The sequence below is a fragment of the Pseudochryseolinea flava genome (genome assembly GCF_003286915.1).
In the GTDB taxonomy this organism is placed as follows: domain Bacteria; phylum Bacteroidota; class Bacteroidia; order Cytophagales; family Cyclobacteriaceae; genus Ohtaekwangia; species Ohtaekwangia flava.
The window spans coordinates 14,266-37,016 of sequence record NZ_QMFY01000001.1; the positions used below are offsets into that span (position 1 = coordinate 14,266).

General features: G+C 43.0%; 23 protein-coding genes. 8 read left to right on the top strand and 15 right to left on the bottom strand.

Going from position 1 to position 22,751, the window contains the following annotated elements; all coding sequences use genetic code 11:
- Positions 1-46: 46 nt before the first annotated feature.
- The 12 genes from DQQ10_RS00080 to DQQ10_RS00135 form a co-directional block, all read right to left on the bottom strand.
- The gene (locus DQQ10_RS00080; RefSeq protein ID WP_245970205.1) at positions 47-1,918 is read right to left on the bottom strand and encodes a hypothetical protein; all 1,872 of its coding nucleotides are present in this window, start codon (positions 1,916-1,918) and stop codon (positions 47-49) included.
- A 45-nt stretch (positions 1,919-1,963) separates the two neighbouring features.
- Entirely contained in the window at positions 1,964-2,350 is a 387-nt protein-coding gene (locus DQQ10_RS00085; protein ID WP_245970206.1) for a group III truncated hemoglobin, read from the bottom strand.
- 129 nt (positions 2,351-2,479) lie between these two features.
- Positions 2,480-3,034, bottom strand: a complete 555-nt coding sequence (locus tag DQQ10_RS00090) for a fasciclin domain-containing protein (RefSeq protein WP_112744771.1) — start codon at positions 3,032-3,034, stop codon at positions 2,480-2,482.
- Between the two features lie 73 nt (positions 3,035-3,107).
- Positions 3,108-3,875, bottom strand: coding sequence for an ABC transporter permease subunit (locus DQQ10_RS00095; RefSeq protein WP_112744772.1), 768 nt, complete (start codon positions 3,873-3,875; stop codon positions 3,108-3,110).
- A 3-nt stretch (positions 3,876-3,878) separates the two neighbouring features.
- Positions 3,879-4,607 (bottom strand): ABC transporter ATP-binding protein, encoded by a 729-nt coding sequence (locus DQQ10_RS00100; protein ID WP_112744773.1) that lies wholly within the window; start codon positions 4,605-4,607, stop codon positions 3,879-3,881.
- Entirely contained in the window at positions 4,582-5,832 is a 1,251-nt protein-coding gene (locus DQQ10_RS00105; RefSeq protein ID WP_112744774.1) for a nitrous oxide reductase family maturation protein NosD, read from the bottom strand. The genes DQQ10_RS00100 and DQQ10_RS00105 overlap by 26 nt, the downstream gene beginning before the upstream one ends.
- A gap of 48 nt (positions 5,833-5,880) precedes the next feature.
- Positions 5,881-6,897, bottom strand: coding sequence for a nitrous oxide reductase accessory protein NosL (locus tag DQQ10_RS00110; protein WP_112744775.1), 1,017 nt, complete (start codon positions 6,895-6,897; stop codon positions 5,881-5,883).
- Between the two features lie 72 nt (positions 6,898-6,969).
- Positions 6,970-8,955 (bottom strand): Sec-dependent nitrous-oxide reductase, encoded by a 1,986-nt coding sequence (gene nosZ / locus DQQ10_RS00115; RefSeq protein WP_112744776.1) that lies wholly within the window; start codon positions 8,953-8,955, stop codon positions 6,970-6,972.
- Between the two features lie 30 nt (positions 8,956-8,985).
- Complete coding sequence (locus DQQ10_RS00120; protein WP_112744777.1) at positions 8,986-9,459, bottom strand: c-type cytochrome; 474 nt, start codon at positions 9,457-9,459, stop codon at positions 8,986-8,988.
- 277 nt (positions 9,460-9,736) lie between these two features.
- Positions 9,737-10,942 carry a hypothetical protein gene (locus DQQ10_RS00125; RefSeq protein WP_112744778.1) on the bottom strand — a complete coding sequence of 402 codons (1,206 nt, stop codon included), beginning with the start codon at positions 10,940-10,942 and terminating at the stop codon, positions 9,737-9,739.
- Positions 10,926-11,987, bottom strand: coding sequence for a hypothetical protein (locus DQQ10_RS00130; RefSeq protein WP_112744779.1), 1,062 nt, complete (start codon positions 11,985-11,987; stop codon positions 10,926-10,928). The genes DQQ10_RS00125 and DQQ10_RS00130 overlap by 17 nt, the downstream gene beginning before the upstream one ends.
- A 43-nt stretch (positions 11,988-12,030) precedes the next feature.
- The gene (locus DQQ10_RS00135; protein WP_112744780.1) at positions 12,031-13,323 is read right to left on the bottom strand and encodes an acetyl-CoA hydrolase/transferase family protein; all 1,293 of its coding nucleotides are present in this window, start codon (positions 13,321-13,323) and stop codon (positions 12,031-12,033) included.
- A 253-nt stretch (positions 13,324-13,576) separates the two neighbouring features.
- Here DQQ10_RS00135 and DQQ10_RS00140 point away from each other — a divergent pair, with 253 nt between their 5' ends.
- Entirely contained in the window at positions 13,577-14,227 is a 651-nt protein-coding gene (locus DQQ10_RS00140) for a phosphoribosyltransferase family protein (RefSeq protein WP_112744781.1), read from the top strand.
- Positions 14,228-14,241: 14 nt separating this feature from the next.
- A complete protein-coding gene (locus DQQ10_RS00145) occupies positions 14,242-14,712 on the top strand; it encodes a pyridoxamine 5'-phosphate oxidase family protein (protein WP_112744782.1) in 471 nt (156 codons plus the stop codon).
- Between the two features lie 198 nt (positions 14,713-14,910).
- Here the strand turns inward: DQQ10_RS00145 and DQQ10_RS00150 are convergent, their stop codons facing one another.
- Both DQQ10_RS00150 and DQQ10_RS00155 read right to left on the bottom strand, forming a co-directional pair.
- Positions 14,911-15,825, bottom strand: a complete 915-nt coding sequence (locus DQQ10_RS00150; RefSeq protein WP_112744783.1) for a helix-turn-helix domain-containing protein — start codon at positions 15,823-15,825, stop codon at positions 14,911-14,913.
- A gap of 8 nt (positions 15,826-15,833) precedes the next feature.
- Positions 15,834-16,709 carry an SDR family oxidoreductase gene (locus DQQ10_RS00155; RefSeq protein ID WP_112744784.1) on the bottom strand — a complete coding sequence of 292 codons (876 nt, stop codon included), beginning with the start codon at positions 16,707-16,709 and terminating at the stop codon, positions 15,834-15,836.
- A gap of 222 nt (positions 16,710-16,931) precedes the next feature.
- Here DQQ10_RS00155 and DQQ10_RS00160 point away from each other — a divergent pair, with 222 nt between their 5' ends.
- The 4 genes from DQQ10_RS00160 (at position 16,932) to DQQ10_RS00175 (ending at position 20,093) form a co-directional block, all read left to right on the top strand.
- Positions 16,932-17,807 carry a radical SAM/SPASM domain-containing protein gene (locus tag DQQ10_RS00160; protein ID WP_112745700.1) on the top strand — a complete coding sequence of 292 codons (876 nt, stop codon included), beginning with the start codon at positions 16,932-16,934 and terminating at the stop codon, positions 17,805-17,807.
- A 219-nt stretch (positions 17,808-18,026) separates the two neighbouring features.
- The gene (locus DQQ10_RS00165) at positions 18,027-18,593 is read left to right on the top strand and encodes an SRPBCC family protein (protein WP_165823754.1); all 567 of its coding nucleotides are present in this window, start codon (positions 18,027-18,029) and stop codon (positions 18,591-18,593) included.
- 28 nt (positions 18,594-18,621) lie between these two features.
- On the top strand, positions 18,622-19,110 hold the full coding sequence (locus DQQ10_RS00170) for a hypothetical protein (protein ID WP_112744786.1): 489 nt from the start codon (positions 18,622-18,624) through the stop codon (positions 19,108-19,110).
- Positions 19,111-19,232: 122 nt separating this feature from the next.
- Positions 19,233-20,093 carry a helix-turn-helix domain-containing protein gene (locus DQQ10_RS00175; RefSeq protein WP_165823755.1) on the top strand — a complete coding sequence of 287 codons (861 nt, stop codon included), beginning with the start codon at positions 19,233-19,235 and terminating at the stop codon, positions 20,091-20,093.
- 22 nt (positions 20,094-20,115) lie between these two features.
- Here the strand turns inward: DQQ10_RS00175 and DQQ10_RS00180 are convergent, their stop codons facing one another.
- Positions 20,116-20,361, bottom strand: coding sequence for a hypothetical protein (locus DQQ10_RS00180; RefSeq protein ID WP_112744788.1), 246 nt, complete (start codon positions 20,359-20,361; stop codon positions 20,116-20,118).
- 509 nt (positions 20,362-20,870) lie between these two features.
- On the opposite strand from DQQ10_RS00180, the gene DQQ10_RS00185 reads away from it, so the two are divergent.
- The gene (locus tag DQQ10_RS00185; RefSeq protein WP_112745701.1) at positions 20,871-21,776 is read left to right on the top strand and encodes an alpha/beta fold hydrolase; all 906 of its coding nucleotides are present in this window, start codon (positions 20,871-20,873) and stop codon (positions 21,774-21,776) included.
- Positions 21,777-21,856: 80 nt separating this feature from the next.
- Positions 21,857-22,723 carry a helix-turn-helix domain-containing protein gene (locus DQQ10_RS00190; RefSeq protein ID WP_112744789.1) on the top strand — a complete coding sequence of 289 codons (867 nt, stop codon included), beginning with the start codon at positions 21,857-21,859 and terminating at the stop codon, positions 22,721-22,723.
- The last annotated feature ends 28 nt before the right edge of the window (positions 22,724-22,751 follow it).

Below are 22,751 nucleotides of genomic sequence, written 5' to 3' on the forward strand. Positions count from 1 at the left end.
AAACGTCACGTTATGAAACATGACAAAAGACAGGAAGTCTAATTTTTTACGCGCTGAGATTGATTTTGCTTTCCATTGCTTCGCGCAACACCGCCAACTCCCCTTCGCACATAAGAAGTTCTTCCGTAAATGTAGCCGACGAAATGTGATCAGACAATGAATGGTAATAGGCTATGCCGGCAGAAAGTTGAGCGACAAATGTTTGTATTTCCTTCCGCCACTTCGTGTCCTCCATATCATTTGAAAGTATTTGATCGCGGACGTAATCAAGGTTTAACTTCAACTCTTTGATAAACATGTGGGGTCGCGCCGGATCGGTGATATCCGTTCTGCCGTAGATATGATCAGTCATTTCCCGCAAGGAAACCACTTTGTTGAAATACGCGATATTGGGTCCAGGACAGATCGTGACTGCCTTCAGGTTCTTTATCGGCGGAAGATCATACGTTACAATCGCAGCATTGCTAAGTCCGATGCAAAGACATTCCTTACTCACAATTTCCGCATGCTGCTTGTCATAATCCGATGATGACAGGGAAAGGCTTTTTAACGCGGCAATTTTCTTCTGCTGATAAACCGTCGATGCTGTACAGATCGGATCCTTTGTAAATTCCGTATTCGACACAAGGTGTTTCTCGGTACAAGGACTGCCAGGCTTTCCCTTCTTAACTCTCGCCATTTTTTCACGCTCAGAGCTTGTTCCTTTAAGGTAGTTGAAACGAATACCCAGTGGTGAGTTTTTACTAAGTATAATATCGCTTTCGAGCGCACTGGATAATAAATTCAAAGTTTCTTCATCAACAGTTGTCGCTTCCGGACAAAGCAAAAAGGGTGTTCCCCATCCAGTACTTTGCACATCATAGCGCGAGGCGAGAAACATTGCTTCGTGGTAGGTTCCTATGCCACCCTGCACGGTAATGGCAAGAGGATGCGGCTTGTCAAAAACCTCGAGACCTTTTGTTTTTAGTGCAGCAACATACAACGCATGTAATGAGGTGATGAGTTCTTCACGCTTTAATTTGAACTCTTCCAGAATCGGACCAAGTAATGAACCGTCTGTGGCGAATGCGTGTCCTCCACAGTTAAGTCCCGATTCTATCCTGAATTCACTTACCCAGATACCTTTCTTCGCTAAATATTTTCCCTGAATAAAGGCAGAACGATAATCGCTCACTTTGATTACAATCTTCTTGTCGAATGTAGCCCATGATTTTGCATTGAACGCTGGTAATGTTTCGAGATAGTTAAACAAACGGGGATTCAATCCAGCAGAGAAAATTACGGATGAGTCAACGAGATCGCTATTGGCGTAACCCCGAAGTGCTGCAACGGCATCCGATCCATCGGTAAGTTGATGACCTGATCGATCATAATTGTTTTTGTCGACCTTCGTCATGATGTTGACGTCGATGCAACCTGGCTTGATCTGACTTGTCAGGAATTTTACCAGCGTATCGCGTTCGATTTTATCTTTTGCTTGCAACAGGCGTTCATACGAAAGTCTTAGGATGCTATCACCCGGGAGCATCTCAAAATATTTAGTGAGCTCGCTACCGACACAAAATGTCGAGTGTCGTAAGTCTTCGAACTGCTTTTTGACGATGCGATTGAGTAGATTCAAATAGTCGGTAATTCTTTTAGCGCGGTAGTCTTGCTCCTTTGGCGTAATGGGAACATATTGTTCGTCGTACTTCTCGCAGTAATATTTCCGCATCAACTCCACCAACTTATCTTCGATAATCGATACTACTGAATTAATACCATACCGTGCTACTTTAACAGGCGTATCGATGGTGTAAGCTAATCCCATAACAGGGATGTGGAATGTATGAATTGGAGTTGTCGTGTGCATAGTGCTGGGATTCAAAGCACCGGCAATTACGATGTTAATAACATCACCATCTATGATTAAAGTCATACTGGAGAGGATAACTTATAATCTTAACACTACATGATTAAGTATTTAATCACCGAGACGTTGCAACCCCATCTTACGTTGGAATATCTCCGCGATAGCTTGAGCTCGACTTTTTGCTTCATCAGCTCTCTCGCCAAAAAAATTGTCATTCACGGTTTCCTCAAATAATAAAAGCCAGCGATCAAAATGACGCCTGTCGATGGGTAAGTCCAAATGTCGTTGCAGCGGATTACCGCGATAAGTGCGATCGCCCAATAACATAGACGACCAAAAATCATACATCACAGGCAAATGTTTTATCCAATCGACGTGACTAAACGCAGGACCTAGTAGTGGATCTATTTTTACCTTATCATAAAAAAGATCGACCATCAGATGAACATCCTGGTGACAAACAATATCATGCAACAATGCGTCTGATGACATACTCATAAATCACTTTACATTATGTGTGAAAAAATTAACGAAGGGCTCACCAATTTAAGCGAGCCCTTCCTACTAACACATTCTACTCATGAAACTATTGATACTAACGATGCTTTTAGAGCTCATACGGCCCATCTATTCAGGCAACAAGACAGTATCGATTACATATACAATTCCGTTCGACGTCTGTATTGTGGCCAATACATTCGCACCATTTACTTTAAGTTTATCACTTTCTTTCGTAATGGAAACATTCTTACCATTCACTTGATTCAATTTCATTGGTCCTTGTACCATCGATTCACGGATCACGCCCACATAGACGTGATACTCAAGAATGTTCTGAAGTTTGAGTTTGTTTTCAGGCTTTGTTAAATCTTCTACCGTTCCTGCGGGCAACTTTGCAAAGGCTTCATCGGTGGGTGCGAAGACGGTAAACGGTCCCGCATTCGAAAGCGCGTCGACATAGGCGGCGGCCTTCAGTGCTGCGACGAGTGTAGTATGCTGCGGCGAACCGATAGCGGTTTGAACAATGTTCTTCTGCGACTCATCATCTTGCACGGCAGACTGACCTGCAGCTTGTTCAATATTAGATGCGCTAGCATCCACGACATCCTGTGATGGTTGTGAGCAAGAGGAACCGACCCAGGCGATCATCGCTAAGGCGAAAAGAATCCGATTTGTTTTCATAAGCGTTTATTTACTCATCAAAGATTCCACTTATGCGCCAGCCCTCCTATGACTACAATCATACGCGGGCGTCCTACAAATCTTTTTTACTGAATATTCTTAGCGCAATAAAAAACGGAATGATCACCCACAGAAAAAGAATCAACGTAGAGAAGATAATTCCAAATGAGCTTCCGAAAAATTGTCTGTAAAACGCGCCTGTGTATCCCATCAACGCAGATATATCCAGTTGAAGCAACATTATTACCCTTGCCAGATCGACAGGATTGAGCGATATCAAGCCCAACGTAATTTTCTCTAATGGGTAGTCGGCGAAGGCATATACAAACCACAAAAGGAATCCATCATAGATGAGCGAAAAGTAAAACCAGAACAGCAATGCGATTCCAATTGCTTTTGCTTTATCGCGCGTGAGTACAGCGGCTAAAAACGCCAAAGAGACAAACACCAGTGTGAGAATGATTCCGCAAAATAGAAGTGACATGCCCGTTGCGCTTACACCGTATATCCCCAGCGGAATGCCTACACCCACGGCGAATGCCATACAAAGAGACATGGCAACCGCCAAGTACTCTCCGATGAAAATTACTCGTCGATTGATAGGCTGTGCAAGCATGAGTTCGATAAACTCATAAGAATTGTAAAAGTGAATGGTGGTGAAGACAATGCTCACCAAAGGTACAACCATCAGCACCACGTTCAGCAAACTCATCACTACTTTGTTGGGATCGCTATCGAGCTGAAACATGGCGAATGTGCTGACCAGCAACAGCGCAGTATAGAATATGATGAACCGTGTGCGGAGTATATCGTAGAAGACATATTTGATTATCCTATTCATAAGCTATCGATTAACAGAGTCAATTAATTGCTTTTGTCCAATCATGGTGGCTATCGCCTTACCTAACTTCTTCTCTTGTGTTTCTTCCTTTAAGGTTTGAATTGTGTTGTTGTAGTGGACTTGGCCCTCGTAGATGTACACCATGTCGGAGGTAAGTTCGTCGAGATCACTCAGGATGTGGGAAGAAATGATCAACAGTTTACCGCGATGCTTTTCTTCGAGTATTTTTTCTTTCAATATCTCCACCGAAATCGGATCAAGACCTGCTGTAGGTTCATCAAGAATCAACACAGGCGGATTAAAAAGAAATGCAAGTGCGGCGCTCACTTTCTGCCGTGTGCCACCGGAAAGCGCGTGCATTCGCTTGTCAAACATTTTGTAAAGCTTGAAACCTTCAATAATACTATCGTCAAGGACTTCTGCGTTTTTTCGAATATTCTTCATCATATCTATCAATTGACCGATAGTCATGTTCTCGGGGTATCGTCCTATCTGGGGCATGTAGCCGATTTTCTCGCGATACATCCAGTCCTTGGCTATACTCTTACCTTCAAAAACAATTTCACCAGAGGATGGAACAACGAGCCCCAGTATACTTTTGATCAAGGTGGTTTTACCCGAACCATTCGGGCCCACCAATGCATACGATCGCCCCATGCTCAGATCAAGGTCTACTTGCTTAAGAACATGAAGCTTTCCAAAATTCTTATTGACTTTTTGTATTGAGATCATAGGGCTTCATTGCAGGTGATTCGTCTTTTAAATTTTGCGGCGTCATGACAGGAATGGCTTTCTCTGCTTTATCCATTAACAGCACAAGAAAACTTCGCCATAACAAGACCGCTGCAGGCATCTGCTCAACAACCATCGAATACATGCTCACAGGGTGATGAGGAATATCGCCGACGCTATCCTTGTTCAAATCATACCCTTCGTATTTATCCCAGTAGTTTCCGTTAACACTATTGAGCACTAAACTTCCGTTGGTTGCCAGATCAAAGGTATTTGATGAAAAATTATTGCGTTTGAAATTATTATCGTCGCAGCTGGCCTGAAGCTTGATCGCGTAACCATTTTCGGAGAAAGTGTTATTGTCAAATTGTATTCTACTCGAGCCTTCCATCAAAATACCAACAGAATTTTGCAAGAATCGATTTCCTGAAACAAAACTATCGCGAATGTCTTTAAGCAGTAAACCGTAGGCGGAAGATCCCCAATTGTGTTCAAAAGTATTGTTGATCATCTTCACACCAGTTGTGTACATCACCGCTACGCCCGCCCCGTTTTCTACAAAAGTGTTGTTTCGATATTCATTATTATGGGAAAACATAAAATGAAGCCCATAACGCATATTGCCTTTACTATAATTTCCAGTGATCAATGAATTGGTGACGAACTCGAAATAAATACCATCACGATGACCTTTCACGATGTTGTTATCGACTGTGATATGATCGCATTTCCATAGATGTATACCATTTCCAATTTGATGCTCGGCTTTTGCATCGGACTGCAGCTGATTACCTACAATCCAGGAATGCGAGGAGTTCGAAAAATGTATTGCGAAGAAAGTGTTTACGAAGCGGTTGTTTGTGATCCTTAGCCATTTTGAGTCAAGCACTTTTATGGCTGCAAGATCATTGATACTTGCAATACCGGTGTTGATAAATTTCAATCCCGATATCGTTACATAATGCGCATGAATCGTAAAAATCTCCACCTTATGATCACCATCAAGTACTGGAAAATTTTCACCAATAAGTGTAAGACTCTTTTCAATAATAATATTGCCCTCCTTATAAGTGCCAGAGGTGATGTACAGCGTATCTCCTGGTTTGGCCTGGGAGATCGCTTGTTTAATGCTTTTAATTTTCCCCTGTTTACTAACCGTTATCGTACTGCCGTAAGCAGTTATGGCCACGAAACAAGACAGGAAAATAATTTTTAGAGCTTTCATGCATTGATGACCAGACTTCATGTGAGCGATAGAACGCCATTGAAGTTGTCATTTATATTGTGTCTGTAATTCGCCCCAACTCATTTGAATACCTTTCCATTCGGCATTCATCTTTTGGAGCGCATCACTCGATTCAAAGGCGGCAACCTTACTCGCCATCGGACTTTTAATCGCTTCTGCCTTAATGTATAGCGCGTTTTTGGCGTCAATTAGTTTTTCCGGTTTAGCAAAATCGACAATCAATAAATTTTTTACATTTTCAATTGAGACCTCATTACTGTTGTAGAAACTTAGCATGCAATTCACGTCATCGAATTTGTAAATCTTGCCCTTCGTTGTTACCAACTCAGCGCCAAACTTATGATCCATTAAAGTCATCTTACATGTATGACATGCATCCTTTCCATAGACCAGTGGTTCAGGCTCAACGGAGCACGCCATCATGCACCATGCCATCATCACGATCATGGCTACTGTAGTTTTCTTTGTTTCCATTCTTGATTTCATTATTTCTGCAGCAAGGGTAATCATTGTTAGCAGTCCGGCAATCAAAAAAATCCACCCACCAACATCAGGACCAGAGTATGCTGTAAAGTTGAGAAGTTGTTTTGTGCCAATGAGTGGCGGCTGGTACGACATACCTGGCACGACAATAGGTGCTGTCGGATCGAGGTTGTGGCCATAATCATAGCCCCATCTATAAAAATCAACGAGTGCAACGATGCCACAGGCAACAATCAAGGTGGCGAATGCAATAAGCATATATCGGCGATTGACAATAACTGTTAAAATACCCATGGCGATTACACCACCCACAATGTATATCATATATTTAAACTCAGGAAACATGCTGACCTCGATATGCTTCATACCGATATAGTGATTGAGTGCACTAATAATTTTAACATCTCCCGTCAAATTGTCTATCCATATTTTCATATCCAAACCCTCCGGATACTGCGGCGCCCACATGAGAATTTGCCATAGCGGAACGTAGTAAGCCGACACCATTGATAACGCAGCTAACAGAATGACAACACGCGATATTGGTCTGAGCTTTTTCATTGTATTATTTTTTTAGAAGCCCTATCCCATCTCGGGGATAGGGCTATCAACCTGCAAACTATGAATTTGAATCTATTGACCAGCCCCGGTGATCTGATCTTCGATTTTACCGGTTGAGTATTTTATTTCAACATTATTGTTCGGTGCAGACACGCGTGCATATCCTTGCATCTCCTGATGTAGTGCTGAACAGAAGTCGGTACAGTAGAAAGGGAACACACCAACACGATCGGCTTTCCATTTCAATGTTTGTGTTTCTCCAGGCATGATTAAGATCTCGGCATTGTTAGCACCTTTGATAGCAAAGCCGTGCGGAACATCCCAATCTTGTTCTAGGTTCGTAACGTGGAAATATACATCGTCACCTTGCTTAATACCTTCTATGTTGTCGGGTGTTAAGTGCGACCGGATCGCTGTCATATATACGTGTACTTCGTTTCCTTTTCTTTCAACTTTAGTTTTGCCTTCGCCAAGCGCGGCATAAGGGTGCTTGTTGTCTTCGAGTCTGTATATTTTTTGTGACTTTGGCATGAGCAATTCTGCGGGTATTGCTTCAGCATAGTGAGGCTCACCGGTAGTCGGAAAGTCAAGAATCAATTTCATTTTTTCACCGCTGATATCGTACAATTGGGCCGACTGCGTAAGCTCGGGACCTGTAGGCAAGTAGCGATCTTTTGTAATCTTGTTATATGCGATTACATATTTGCCATGCGGCTTCTTTGTTGGTCCACCAGGCACGCAAAGGTGTCCGATGGAGTAATAAGTAGGTGCACGATCAAGTACTTTCAATTCTTTTACATTCCACTTTACGATTTCAGAAGAAACGAACATCGATGTGTATGCATTTCCGTTCGCATCGAATTCCGTATGCAATGGACCGAGCCCAGGTTTTTGAACCTCACCATAGAGGGCTGATTCATACTTTACAACAGGGATACCCGCGAAATCACCTTCGAAAGATTTGTCGGCAATAGCTTTCTGCAATTTTGAGAAGGAGAACACCGGGATAAGCGCTGCAAGCTTGCCACTGCCGACGATGTATTCACCTGACGGATCTACATCACAGCCGTGGGGTGACTTCGGACATGGGATAAAGTAAACGATATCTTTAAGTTCAGCCGGATCGAGTTGCATCACTTCTTCCAAAATCTCAGAAGACGACATATGCGTTGACTCATTTAACACATTGTGTGCATATTTCGACTTCACTGTCTTTCCTTTTCCTTGCTTCAGGTACTCTTCCGCCTTCTTCCAGTTAACAGCCATGATAAAATCTTTGTCTTTTTGTGACGCATTAACTTCGAGCAAAGTGTATGCTTGTTCGGTGTTGTAGGTTGAGAAGAAGAACCATCCATGAGAAGGACCTTTGCCTGCACGTGCAAGGTCGAAGCTTACACCAGGTGTTACAAGTTGGAAGGCGATATTCATATGTCCGGAAGTATCGACCTTTATAAAACTTACTGTTCCTTTGAAATTCTTTTTGAATGAGCTGATTGGAACATCGGTATTGTCGCCAATCGGAACACTGAAGCGTGTACTTGCCACAACGTACTCCGTATTTTCCGTAATGTATGGTGACGAGTGATTGCCTCCGCTATTGGGCAACTCAAGGATTTCGACAGTCTTAAAAGTTTTTAAGTCGATGCGCGCAACACGCGGTGTGTTGTTACCATTGGCAAATGCCCAACGTCCATCATGTTCGCCATTTGTTGTCGACAATGAAATATGGTGCAAGTCATCCCAGGGCACAAAGCCGTTGGCAGTATTTAACATGGGCTTGCTTTCTTCGCTATAGCCGTAACCGTTTTCAGGGAAAGTGGCGAAAACAGGAATGATCTTGAACAACCGCCCTGAAGGAATTCCGTACACGCCGATCTGACCATTAAATCCGCCAGACACAATGTTGTAAAATTCATCATATTTTCCGGGCGCAACATACGCTTTGCTAGCAGCGTCTCCAGTGATAGCTTCACTTGGACCAGATGGCTTACAACTGTATATGGTGAAGGCAGCGAGAATGCCAGCCATGCCCCATACAAATTTATTGAGCGTTTTCATTTTGTTTTTATTAATTGAAGAGATGTAAATCTATTTTTCGCCGTCATTCTGCCTCATGAACTCCAAGATGTCGCGAGAGTCACCGACACTCACATTCTGATTCGGCATCCGAGTCAAACAGAGTTCGAGAAGTTTTTGTGCTTCGGCATCTTGATCAAGCATCACATCGACGTTGGTGATCATATTCATAATCCATTCTGGCTTTCTTCGCTGTGTAACGCCTTTCCATCCGGGTCCTACTACCCGTTGATCATCTAGTTTATGACATGCAGCACATTTCATTTCGTAAATGGCCAGCCCTCTCCCAATTCGATCTTGCTCAAGCGGCGTATTCAACGTAACCTCCTTAATCTCCCCGATACCCTTACCCTCATCTACTTTCTTTGGTGTTTCAGCTACTTCATATTCATCGGAACCATTACTAGAATTTTGATCTTTTGGTTTTTCGTTACCACATGCTGCCAGCATCGCCAACAGCATGACTACAGGAAAAAGCTTTTTCATAGTTTTCAAGTTTTATTTGAATAATCAGATATGTTGTCCCTTTTTATTCAGTGCTAAAGTAGTCCGAGAACAAGCGACGCCTTTATGACTTTAGTCATATCCCGAACATAATTTTAATCAGGTGCAAACACGTGACTTCAAGATATCCAAAGTCAACTAAATAATAAAATGAAATTTCAATGTTAATAATTGTCATTAGATTCAAGCGAGCACACTTGAAGAGTAGTTGCAATCCAATGCGAATACTACGTGAATCGCTGAAAGGACATTATTACGATCACACTAAAAACGCTTTCGCCCGCTTCGAGAAACCCATCATCAACAACAAACAACTGATGGAAAGACCAATGGAAAAAAATAACAGAACGTCTGCGGCACTAATGAAATGAACGCCGAAAATAGCTCGCCACCAGGGTGACAACACCAAACAAATTTCCATCGCTATAAAACATATAAAAAAAAGTTTGATACCATTCCAAAACCAGATACTCACACGCTCTAGTTCACCATACCATGCCATCAAGAAAAAACTAATCACACCCACCAGCGCCAAATGCAAATACGCGATTACAACGGGGCGAAGTTCATAAGCCAATTGTGCTGCGATCGGAAATGCAGAGAGGAGTTGCAAAATCAACTTTATCAACAACGCCATGGTGACTACAATCAACAGCCATTGCACTTCCGGACGAAACTTCGTTCGCATATGTGCAAAAACTTTCCGAAGCAAGCCAAGCATAGCCATGAAAGCAACAAGTTGAATAATAGCAGCAATCGCGCTAACTACATTATAGCTGATACCTGGCTTAGCCCACAATACGCTGAGGAAGTACGCCGGTACGCATGCGAAAGCAAACATCTTACATATACGCTTTGCGCCGAAGACGTCAAACGGAATCTGCCTTCGCTCAAGAAGATTAAAGAATAAGCTAAGCACGCCAAAAAAGAAAAATCCATTGTACTGAAAATGGAGATAAAAATAGATAGAGAAAAAATACCATTGACTTTTGCCCAATCCAGAGGCCATCAAATAGCCAAGTGAAAATGGTCCAATCGATGAAATCATGAAAAACACAAGCGCCACGACCGCGCACCATGCCGAAATTGACGTCATCGATTTAACTTTCTTTATAAACTTCGCGATGAAGAAAAATGCAGCCAGTGTATGCATCGTCGAAAGTAAGATACTGAAGAAGCCGTAGCCCTGAATGGGAAACGACACAAGCATACCCAGCAATAGAAACTGTAATATGATAAAGAGTAGGCGAACACCGCGTTGGTCATCTTCACGAATGTGGTTCAACGTAAAACCAATCAGCAACACGTTAAATACCCATCCAAGGAACATCACGTGGGAGTGTCCATGTAAAAAATTCGAATAGTTTATACCCGGGGTTGGTGACACAAACTGCAACCGAAGGAATACGCCCAACAACGAACCAACAAAAAGAAATATGAATGGTATCTTAACGAACTTTTGCATGCTGCCTACTGCTGAACGTAAGTATTGCCATTGTTACAAAATATCCGACAATAGCGATTGCACTGAGCATTCCACAGACCCTGCGGATTTCCATCGCCATATAAATATCCGAGATAACGCGTAGCACCCACGACGATTGTAAAATCACGAGCCACACATATAACACTTTACTAAACGGTGTCCCATAGAGACCCATTATTCCAGGAAGTATCATCGGACCGTGCGCAAATATCATTGAAAAAACAAAACCCAAAAAGAACGCATGTACAATCGCGTCATAAGCGAGCCATTGATCTGAAAGCGACCAAAAAAATATCCCGGTTAACAATAGCGCAATGTATCCACACAATAAAGTGATCGCCGTAAACTGTGGCAGACGTTTACGCTTGAGATTGAGTGTAATTGTATCGTGCTTCATAAGCCATGCAGCTATCGCGATCAAGCTAACCGCACTCACCATGCGCCCCACACCATGGAAAGACAACACTACGCCGATACCAAAGATGAAAAGGAGCCCTATAAAAAATTGTTTCGCTGTGCTGCTCACAGGCAAAAATTTCATGATCTCCATTCTTTCCGCTGCAATAATATAGAGCGCAAACGCAACCCACCAAGGAAAAGCTAATGGATAAAAGAAACTTGACAACAACAACACGTTCCCTACTAGCCAGCAAACCGCACCGAGTGACATCAACACGTAGATAATTGAGCGCTGGCTACGAAAATAGTACAAGAACACAAGTACAAGCGATGCGCTAGATAAAATCAACAAATAAATCGACACCTTGATTTGGTCGGCAAAAAAAAATGCAACGCTCACTGCATTCAATACAGGTATTAAAAACAATATTCGTTTCCGCAGCGGAATGATTTTCTCCAATGCAATGAGCGTTCCTAAAAAGCCACCCACCATAATAGCGCCGTGATGCGCCACCATCGGCGACAATGCGATATTCCATCCAATACGTTGCAGCCCCGACCATAGTCCACATACAAGACAGAACATGGCAAAGAGAATAATCGGAAGTCGTTCAGTTTTTATCATGGGAACCAAAACACATCAATACGATGAAACATAAGCGTCAGGGCTAATACTCTGTTCTTTCAAACTCGTAAGTGTGGAAGCGTTCAAAGGCCGCACGTTCAAGTTCTTCGCGATGATTTGGGTGCGCTACTTTAATGAGTTCTTTCGCACGCTGACGCATGTTCTTGCCATACAAATATGCAATACCATACTCTGTTACGATATAGTGCGCATGTGCCCGCGTCGTTACCACACCAGCGCCTTCTTTTAAGAATGACGAAATGCGCGATACACCTTTCGCCGTAATCGAAGGAAGCGCAATGATTGGCTTTCCGCCCTCCGACAATGACGCACCGCGAACAAAATCCATCTGACCACCAACGCCTGAATAATGATACGTTCCGATAGAGTCAGAACATACCTGACCCGTAATATCAACTTCAATGGCGCTATTGATCGCCGTAACTTTCGGATTGGTTCTAATAACAGCTGTATCATTCACGTAGTCGATGTTCAACGCTACTACCGATGGATTGTCGTCTACAAAATCATAAAGCTTGCGACTTCCCAGCAAAAACGATGTAACTGTTTTTCCTCTATACTTACGCTTGTGCTGATTGGTGATCACACCTTTTTCGATCAACGGAATAATACCGTCGGAAAACATTTCGGTATGCACACCAAGTTCTTTGTGATTCGTTAATGAAGCAAGTACAGCATCGGGAATTGACCCGATTCCCATTTGTATTGTCGCGCCATCCTCCACTAGCTCGGCACAATGACTACCAATACGCATATTGATTTCATTTAAGTCACCGCTAACCACCTCAGGAAGTTCTTGCTCGTGATACACGACAGCATCAAAGTCGTCGATCTTTACAATTCCGTCGCCAATGGTGCGCGGCATGCGTGGATTGACTTGCGCGATGACATGCTTAGCCGTCTTCACGGCAGTCGCGGCGATATCAACAGAAACACCGAGTGAGCAAAAGCCATGTTTATCAGGCGGCGACACTTGCACCAACGCAACATCAATTGGCAAAATATTACGCCTAAACAAAATTGGGATCTCACTGAGAAAAATCGGCACATAGTCCGCACGCCCGTCATTAACCGCCGACCTGATATTTTGCGACACGAACAATGAGTTGATCCGAAAACTATCTTTATACTTTTTGTCCGCAACAATCGCATTGCCTTGCATACTGATGCTCACGATCTCAATATTCCAAAGTTCCGATTGTCGCTCCGCCAGCTTCTGTAATAAGTAATGAGGCGTTGCAGCACCACCGTGCACGAACACCCGTTGACCTGGCTTAATTACTTTTACAGCATCTTCACCTGTGATATAATTCATAGCTACTCTATTTATGGTTTGACAAAATTTACCACCTTCAAAAGACACATCTTCCGGGATAGTTTCATTTTCGTTTCAAAAGTATTTCTTTCACGTCCAGTGTAGGGTGACGTCGCTCAACCAAAAGCCTGATTTATGTCATGATTGCAAGTCGGTCGCATCCGTAACGCTGATACTGTTTAGTGACGCTTGTGACTGAAGTCATAATTTAGCGAAAGAAGGTCAAGTACCTTCGCATCATAACACACATTTTATGATACTCGATCACACGTTTGTTGCGCACGATCGGCGACACGCCGGAATGCAGTTGGCTGATAAACTTAGCGAATTCAAAAACAGTAATGCCATTGTTGTCGCCGTATCGCAAAGCGGTGCCGTAATCGGCTATTATATAGCCCAACAACTCGGGCTCCCATTCGAGGTTTGCCTTTGCAAAGCAATTGAACATCCCGCTAATCGACGACAGACACTCGGATCCATTAGCGCCGATGCCGTACTCATGCATAGTGACAGTTACGGTATACCGCGCGATTACATTCACCATCAGATTATCCTCAACCAAAGTATACTTAAATCACAACGGCAATTTTACCGCGTCGATCGAATGCTAGACGTACGCGAGAGAAAAGTCATCCTCGTCGGTGAAACTTTCCTTACCATGGATTCACTCGCCGCATCACTTCATGAAATCCGTCGACAACGTCCTGAGAAAGTTGTTGTTGCTGCAGCTGCATGCACACCGGAAGTGGCTTCGGAACTCGCACGTTGTACAAACGACGTCACGTTCCTCGTGGTAGAACACAATATTAAAACTGAAAAATTATATCACCAATATTCAACGATCGACGACAAGGCAGTAAAATATTTGTTGCGCATGGCCGCTGTTAAAATAAATTACAATTAAAAACGAACAACATTATGATTGGCGCATTAACAAATGAACAAATCGAACACGTACTTCGCAGTGGTTTGATTGGACGAATAGGCTGTTCCAATGGAGCAAATGTCTACGTTGTCCCAGTCACGTATGTCTTTCACGACAAATACATTTACATCCATTCGCGTGAGGGATTAAAAGTTCAAATCATGAGAACGCATCCTCAAGTCTGCTTTGAAGTCGACAGTATTGAAGGCATGACAAACTGGAGATGTGTGATTGCGCATGGCACCTTTCAAGAATTGAAGAACGAACCCGATCGCACAGAAGCGCTGAACATCCTGAAAAATCGACTCGTGCCGTACCTTCTCAGTGAAACAATGCGACCTCAAGGATTCGATCATGCACCGAAGTCTATTGAGAAAGAGCGCCAGCCTATTGTGTACAGAATTCAGGTTACCGAAATGACGGGGCGCTTCGAAAAAAATGTGTACTCAGAAAAGCTATTGTAAACGGGCGAGAATATATCACATCGCTAGCGGAATCTCGTCTTTGTACCATTGGGCGTTCCCCACTTTGCCATCGCGCACTTCCATCACACGCGGGTCAGGCTATCCGCTGCAACGGGCTCCCCACGCAACGCGCAGGGCTACACGCGCCATTTCGGTTTCCGCTCCTATCCTTAACGCGCGGCTTATTGTACTCGCTCTTCAATTAAACGATTGTCGGAATTCCAATGGGGATTGACTCGTCTTCGTCTTAAAAAATTTACTGAACGACTGCGGATGTTCAAAACCTAGCTGATACGCGATCTCACTCACCGAAAGATTTGTTGTCGACAGTTTTTCTTTAGCTTTTTCAATGAGCTTCTCGTGTATGTGCTGCTGCGTATTCAGGCCCGTCAACATCTTCAGCAAACTCCTCAAATAAACAGCTGACACATTGAGATTAGCCGAAATAAACTCAACCGTAGGTAATCCTTTGCTGAGCAATTCGTCATTGTTAAAGTACGATGTCAGCAGTGTTTCGAGCCGTTCAAGAATTTCATGACTCGATTTCTTTCTCGTGATAAATTGTCTATGATAAAATCGCTCCCCATAACTTAACAGCAATTCAATTTGAGCAACGATGATTTGCTCGCTAAAGCGATCGATGTTCGACTGATACTCCGTTTGAATTTTCCGGACGATCTCATTCATCGTCTGCTCTTCTTTTGTAGAAAGGAACAACGCTTCATTCACCGCATAGTCGAAGTATTCGTACTGCTTGATCGTTTTTGCGAGCGATGTGCGCCAAAGAAAATCAGGATGAATCAGCAACATCCAGCCCGTGCGTGTAGCGTTGGCGTTGGGCGCTCTTTGAATTTTCAGCAATTGTTTCGGCGCCATAAAAAACATTACGCCCTGATCAAAATCGTATGACTGTTGTCCGTACTGCATCTTCCCTCCGACACCTCTTTTAATAGAAATCAAATAGAAGTCGAACAACAAACCGCGTTCATCATCAGTATGTGAACTTTTCATCTTCGCGTAATCAATAACACTAATCAAAGGATGTTCCGGAGGCGGTAACCCCCGGAGCTTGTGATATTCACCAATCGTCTTAATGTGTATGGGTTCTTTCATCTTGCAATCTAAAAATAGTTCTTTCGCATGTCTTCCACCAGCCCCATGTGTTCCGGTTTCCAACCCAATACCTGTTGTGTTTTCAATGACGTAGCAGGACCATCGATATTGATAAACCTACTCATCCAATCAAAATGTTTTAGTGAGTCATCACCCGATACAGAACCAACGGAAACGCCTAACGAATCACCAATGATGTTGGCAATTTCTCGTAGTGTAATCCCATTGTCGCCGATAGCGTTGTACAAAGCACCCTTCGTCGGGTGTTCCAATGCCAATCGAAATAATTTTGCTGCGTCTAAACGATGTACAGCGCCCCAACGATTTTCACCTACGCCTGGATAAGCCGCGATGTTATACTTACGTGCTTGTCGAATCATAAACGGAATAAATCCGTTATCGCCCTTATCGTGCACCGACGGCGGTAAACGAACCACCGATACGTTGACACCTTCTTGTGCCCACTTCATGGCTGTACCCTCAGAAGAACGTGGTGCGTTAACAGCCTTACTGTCCTCCGTGATATTTCCATCCATCAGCGGCAATCCTAAAATCCCCGCGGTGACAATAAGCGGTTTATTCGTACCAACAAGAACCCCCGCCATCGCGTTGATCACTTCTTTCTCCACTTCATTAGCTTTCACGTATTGCGTGAAGTCGTGGATGAAAGCCGTGTGAATAATTCCATCCGCCAGCAATGCACCTTGCTTCAAAACATCCAAGTCCTCGAGGCCACCCATTAACACAGCGGCACCACTATCGGTAATCTTCTTCGCCGAAGCTTCCGTACGCGCCAGTCCTATTACCTCATGTTTTGCATCTCGTAGTTCCTTCACGACGGCCGACCCTATAAAGCCCGACGCGCCCGTTACAAATACTTTCATATTATTTTGTTTTGTGAAGTACAAAGGTCATCAATCACGCCCCGTAGCATGTATCCATTACGTTGTTCGTTGTAGTCAAAACGAATCCATTTATCATCATACATCTCCTTACCATTGCAGTAATCTGCGTATCTTTACACCGATTTGCGTCAATCAATACATTTACGCACGCATTAAAAGACGCTGGCAATGGTCGGCCAAATGATGATCTTTCAACAAAACATGTTCAAAAGAGTTTATCTCGAGATCTCCAACATCTGTAACGTACAGTGCTCGTTTTGTCCTGTTGTAGAAAAGGATAAGAAGATTATGGATTTGGCAGAATTTGAAACCGTACTAAAAGACGTTGCTCCCTTAACAGAAATTGTTTGTCTACACCTACTCGGTGAGCCGCTTGCGCATCCAAAGTTTTCAGAGATCTTGGACATCTGCGAACGATACAACACGCAGATCGATTTGACCACAAACGGCATCCTCATCAAACGATATCGTGAGCGCATCATTCAATCCGCTGCCGTGAGACAAGTCAATTTTTCTATTCAGGCATTTAAAGACAATTTTCCTGAGCGTGACCTCGATCCGTATCTGCTCCCTATATTTGAATTCACCAAATCAGCGCACGCATCGCGGCCAGAACTTTACATCAACTACAGATTGTGGAATCAGCAAAGCAACGACGCCGACAATGAAGACGTTTTTCAGAAAATAGAATCGAACTTCGATTTGCAGATCAACCGTAATGTCGAAACGGGTGCGATCAAGTCTAAAAGAATTTGGAATAAACTCTACCTTCATTTTGATTCACGTTTTGAATGGCCTTCTTTTTCATTGCCACATCAAGGTACTCACGGACGTTGCCATGGCACAGTCAACCATATCGGCATTCACGCGGACGGAACAGTGGTGCCTTGTTGCCTGGATAAGAATGGCGCAATCAATCTTGGCAATGCGAAACAACAATCATTGCAAGACATCCTCAACAGCGAAAGATTTGTGAAGATGCGCGATGGATTTTTAAATGGCGTGTTGGTTGAAGAATTTTGTCAGCATTGCTCGTTTATTACACGGTTCAATAAAACTGCGGCTGCGAAAAATTAAATCGCTTTACGATACGGCGACATACAAAAACCGCTGTAGGCGAAATTCCTAACAAAGCTTTTCATTGTTAGTTCGTACAATCGACAGGCTCGGCAAATCAATTTCATTTCCATCCTTTTCGTAACAGCCGCAAATATGGCGCAGCTGAATTCTGTCGATTTTTTCCAAGTTCTGAAACAATCACTTTTGCAACTTTACTGCATACAAACCATCCACGCTATGAAAACACTGTTTCTATTAAAGCTCACGATATTCATGTTACTAAATCACATCGCACCAGCACAAACAAAATCTCCAAACGTTATGAACAACTCAACCTACACAATGACGATAACACAAACCTTCAATGCCCCTCTTGAAAAAGTATGGACAGCATTTACCGATGCTGAATCCATAAAACGTTGGTGGGGACCAGTCGGATTCACAGCTCCGATTGCTAACATCAATTTCCGAGAGGGAAATGTTTCACTTGTCTGCATGCGTTCACCTGACGGGTTTGAAATTTTTAACACTTGGACATATCAGAAAATTTCGGCTATGAAAAGCATTGAGTTTATCCAGCACTTCACGGACAAGTCCGGTAAAAAAATTAAACCTTCCGATATCGGTATGCCTCCAGGAATACCAGACGAAGTGCCACATATTATTACGTTCAAAAAAATTGGCGATCAAAAAACGGAACTCACGATCGTCGAGCATGGATATACAAATCCACAGATTGTTGAAATCTCAAAGAATGGTACCGCTTCAATGCTGCAGAAATTCGCAACAGAAGTGGAACGGTAATCTTATATATACCGACGACGTAATCATCATGAATCAAAACAGTCAGACAATCGATCAAATTCCGCATATAGCCCTTAGCGAACTTACACGTAACATAGAACGTATTAATAAAATCCTTGATCGATTGTCTGACGCAACATTATCACGAAAAACACAGCTTCCTTACGACTGCGGACTTTACATACTTGGCCAATTGATATCACGACTTGATATCTTGCTCGAGAGCTTAGGCACAGCGAAGCAAAGGTTTCATGAACTTGAAGAAATATACATTTCTAGCTGTAGTTATAGGAACATAGATCAACTTAGCGCGCCGACACTACGCGCGTCGTGGAATATAATCAGTATCATTTCCATTGCTGAGCTTAGTCAGATATCGTTAGTCGATTGGTTTGCCTGTCCCCCTGACAATCCGCGAAACATACTTGAGTTACCGCGACGTTCGCGCATCAGCATATTACTTTTATTTTCTTATAATATCGGCTACAACACAGGTCGACTGAGTCGCATCGCATAATCTTAGGCCTTACCTTTTTTGTTACATACACCATAGCGAGTCAGAATATGCCTCATTAATGTCGCATTTACACCCGCCGCAAACAGGATATGTGTTGTTGTTTTACACAACAATCAAAGTGTATGAACGTCTCTCATATCCAATACAGAACATTCGATGTTCACGTAAAACTTCGCAGCATCGTAAAATGTATTTGGTCGTGTGATGCTACCCCCAACAACGGTGATCATTTCATTTTCAGAACATACGCTAGTCTTTATCCGACGATCATCTTTTGTAAACAAGGATGGGTAACGCCCGTTGATGATCGTACCCGGGGAGCGGTTTTATTGCTTGGTCAGGCTAATACTTGGTGTCGCTTCCGAACCAGCCAGGATTTTAAGTTACTAGGCGTAACACTAAATCCATCGGCACTACCACGTCTATTCCACATTGCCGCTCATGAAGTGACAAATAGGATCTACGATGACAAACGCGTGTTTCTAAATGATGCATTGGCTACGTTTTGCCGTGAAGTGATTGGACATTCATTCAATCCCAAACACATTATTAACTTGCTGACAGAAAAAAATCAAGAAGACGTAAACTATGACGATCCAATACTTCCCTTTATCATGTCGTGCTTTCAATGCGATATGCGATCGCCTGTCACTGATTTACCCAGACAAGTTTTCATGTCGCAGCGGAATTTTGAAAGGAAGTTTAAGTACTATACTGGATTTACACCGAAAGCGTTTACAAACTTAGCACGCCTTATCGGAACAATAAATTCGTTATCGGTTAAAACCAAAAAACTGTCGGATACAGCACTTGAGCACCATTACTTCGATCAATCACATTTCTCCAATGAATTCAAAAGGCATACTGGCTTTCAACCCAGCGTTTTTGCAAAGAGTGTTGATGACCAGCGCGCCGTCTGGGAGCACTTTTTAAAATTCTTCCACACGTTGTCAATCTGCCCTCCGATGTTGTGCAAATCATAAGGCACAACAAAGCGCGCTTAGATTAAAAGTGAAGGGAGCTCCTTCTGACACGTGCAGCTTTCGAATCTTTAAACTTTAATTTTCGGGCCTTTTGTGTGCGACCTTTCTTAGCTGACTTTTTGTTTTTCTTAATATTGAGTTCTGTGTTGATCTCCGGTAGCGAATAAGCTGCACGCGCGGAAGACGTATAGGCATCGCGTTGTGCAAAGGCTGGCGTTGCAAGGAAAGCAACAAGCGTCAGCAATATCAAAACTTGTAAATATTTCATAAAGGTAGTTTCATCTATGCTAGCAAAATCATGCCAGCAAGCGCAACGAAGGTTATATGGTCATTCATAATGCCCACCGGTTCCCTGGCGGCTATTCATTCCACCGTTCACCATGCACATTTACCCTATTTTACCTAAGTTCATGATGAGACCTGCACAAATAATTACGCATGAATTATTATACCGTCAAGCCGAGTACAAAACTTGCGAACATCGTTCGCTTTTACTGGGTATTTGAAGGGGCTGCCAGTCCAGATAATCTGTGGGAGGAAGAAAAATAATTCACTTGCATCATCGATTCATCACAACATCAATACTTCACAATCCACTTTAAAACGCTATCAGCGATGATGCTAGAGTCACTGCAAAATAGCCATTCGATGGTCTTGGCCACTGGAAATGAATAGGGAAAAATGTACAAGGATCGTGGACATTCGTCCATTCCGGGAGCTAATGATATGATGCACTTTTGTATCGTTCATTATCACAAACAAAACACAAAGTTCTTTATGAAAACCACGTTATTATCCCTCATCCTTCTACTGACCGCATTCAGTCACACCATCGTTGCTCAAGGGAAAAGAGTACCAGCTTCAGCCGGGAGAGCAGAATTCATTGAAGTAGAAAAAGGCGTTAAGCTTCACGTCACCGACCTTGGAGAAGGTCAACCGATCGTTCTCATACATGGATGGCCGCTAAGCGATGCGATGTACGAATACCAGTATCAAGCGCTTTCCCGCAGAGGTTTCCGCGTGATCGGAATTACGCTGCGAGGTTTCGGTGAGTCCAGTAAGCCCTACGGAAAATATGACTTTGACGTTTTCTCTGACGATATTAAAGTTGTCCTTGAAAAACTCAATATCCAAAATGCCGTGCTTGGTGGTTTTTCGATGGGCGGTGCCGTTGTAACTCATTACGTAACAAAATACAATGCAGCACATGTAAGCAAACTAGCACTATTTGCTGCAGCGGCGCCGTCATGGAAAAAACGCACTGACTTTCCTTATGGTGTATCGGACGCCGATGCTGAAGGATTGATAAAAGCTACCATGACAGCAAGACAAGACCTTATTCAAAGTTTTGGTGCAGGCTTTCCAGCGAAAGAAGGCGGTATCTCTAAAAATGTAGAGAAGTGGTTAGAGAACATCAATTTGCAAGCGTCGCCATATGCGATCACTGAATCGATCACTGCGTTGCGTGACCTGGATCTCAGGCCAGAACTTTCTAAGATCAAAATTCCAACGGCGATCTTCCATGGTACGCAAGACAAACTGTGTGATTTCACATTCGCAGAACAACTTAACAAAGGAATCAAGAACTCATACATTGTCAAGTTTGAGAACAGTGGTCACGCGCTGTTCGTGGAAGAAGCTGAAAAGTTCAACAGTGAGCTTGAAAAATTCGCAAAAAAATAAATCATCGCAGTTGACGTTTCGGAATACTTGCTATTCCGAAACGTTTATCTTCGTGCCATATCAAGTCATCATTAGGTCCAATGAAAAATCAGAACGTATTTGAAAGCAGTCTGAAAAAATTAGGTCTCGTCCATATCGGTAAAAGGGATATCCACACGATCAATGGCGACACCTATAAAGATTATATCAAAGCATTGTATTTACCAAAGGGACACACATTGAAGGTCGACTTCACCACATATGTAACGCGACAGCCCTCGTTATTTTTCATCGCGCCAAATCAATTCCTCACCATTGAAACATCCGGAGAAGAAGTTGGATTTATGGTGTACTACAATCGTGACTTCTATTGCATCCATATTCATGATCAGGAAGTCGCATGCGACGGGTTGTTGTTCAACAATATTCACAATATGCCTACTGTGCAGGTGCCTAAAGAAGATCAAGAATATGTAACTAATTTATTCCACCAGATGGAAATGGAATTCAAGCTCAACGACACATCGCTCGAAGAAATGAACAGAACCTACTTAAAGCAGTTGCTCATTAAAGCAACGCGTATGTGGAAGAAACAGCATTTGGAAAAAATCGTAACATCGCAAAATAACGATCTCGAGTTCTTCCGAAAATTTACGTTACTGGTAGACGAGCACTATAAACAAAAACACTCTGTTGCAGATTATGCAGACGTGCTGAATATGGCACCGAAAACAGTAACACATAAATTCAAGCGCCTCAAATTGCCACAGCCGAATGAGATCATCAAAAACAGAATAATCCTGGAAGCAAAAAGACTGTTGGTGCACACTGCATTGACGGCAAAAGAAATCGCGCATGAGCTAGGGTACGATGACCCAGCCTATTTCAGTCGTCAGTTTCAGATAAAAACCGGCGATTCTCCTTCTGGTTTCAGAACCAAATATCTTACCACCGTCATAGATCGATGATCCGTCATGATTGTTTTGATAACTGCCA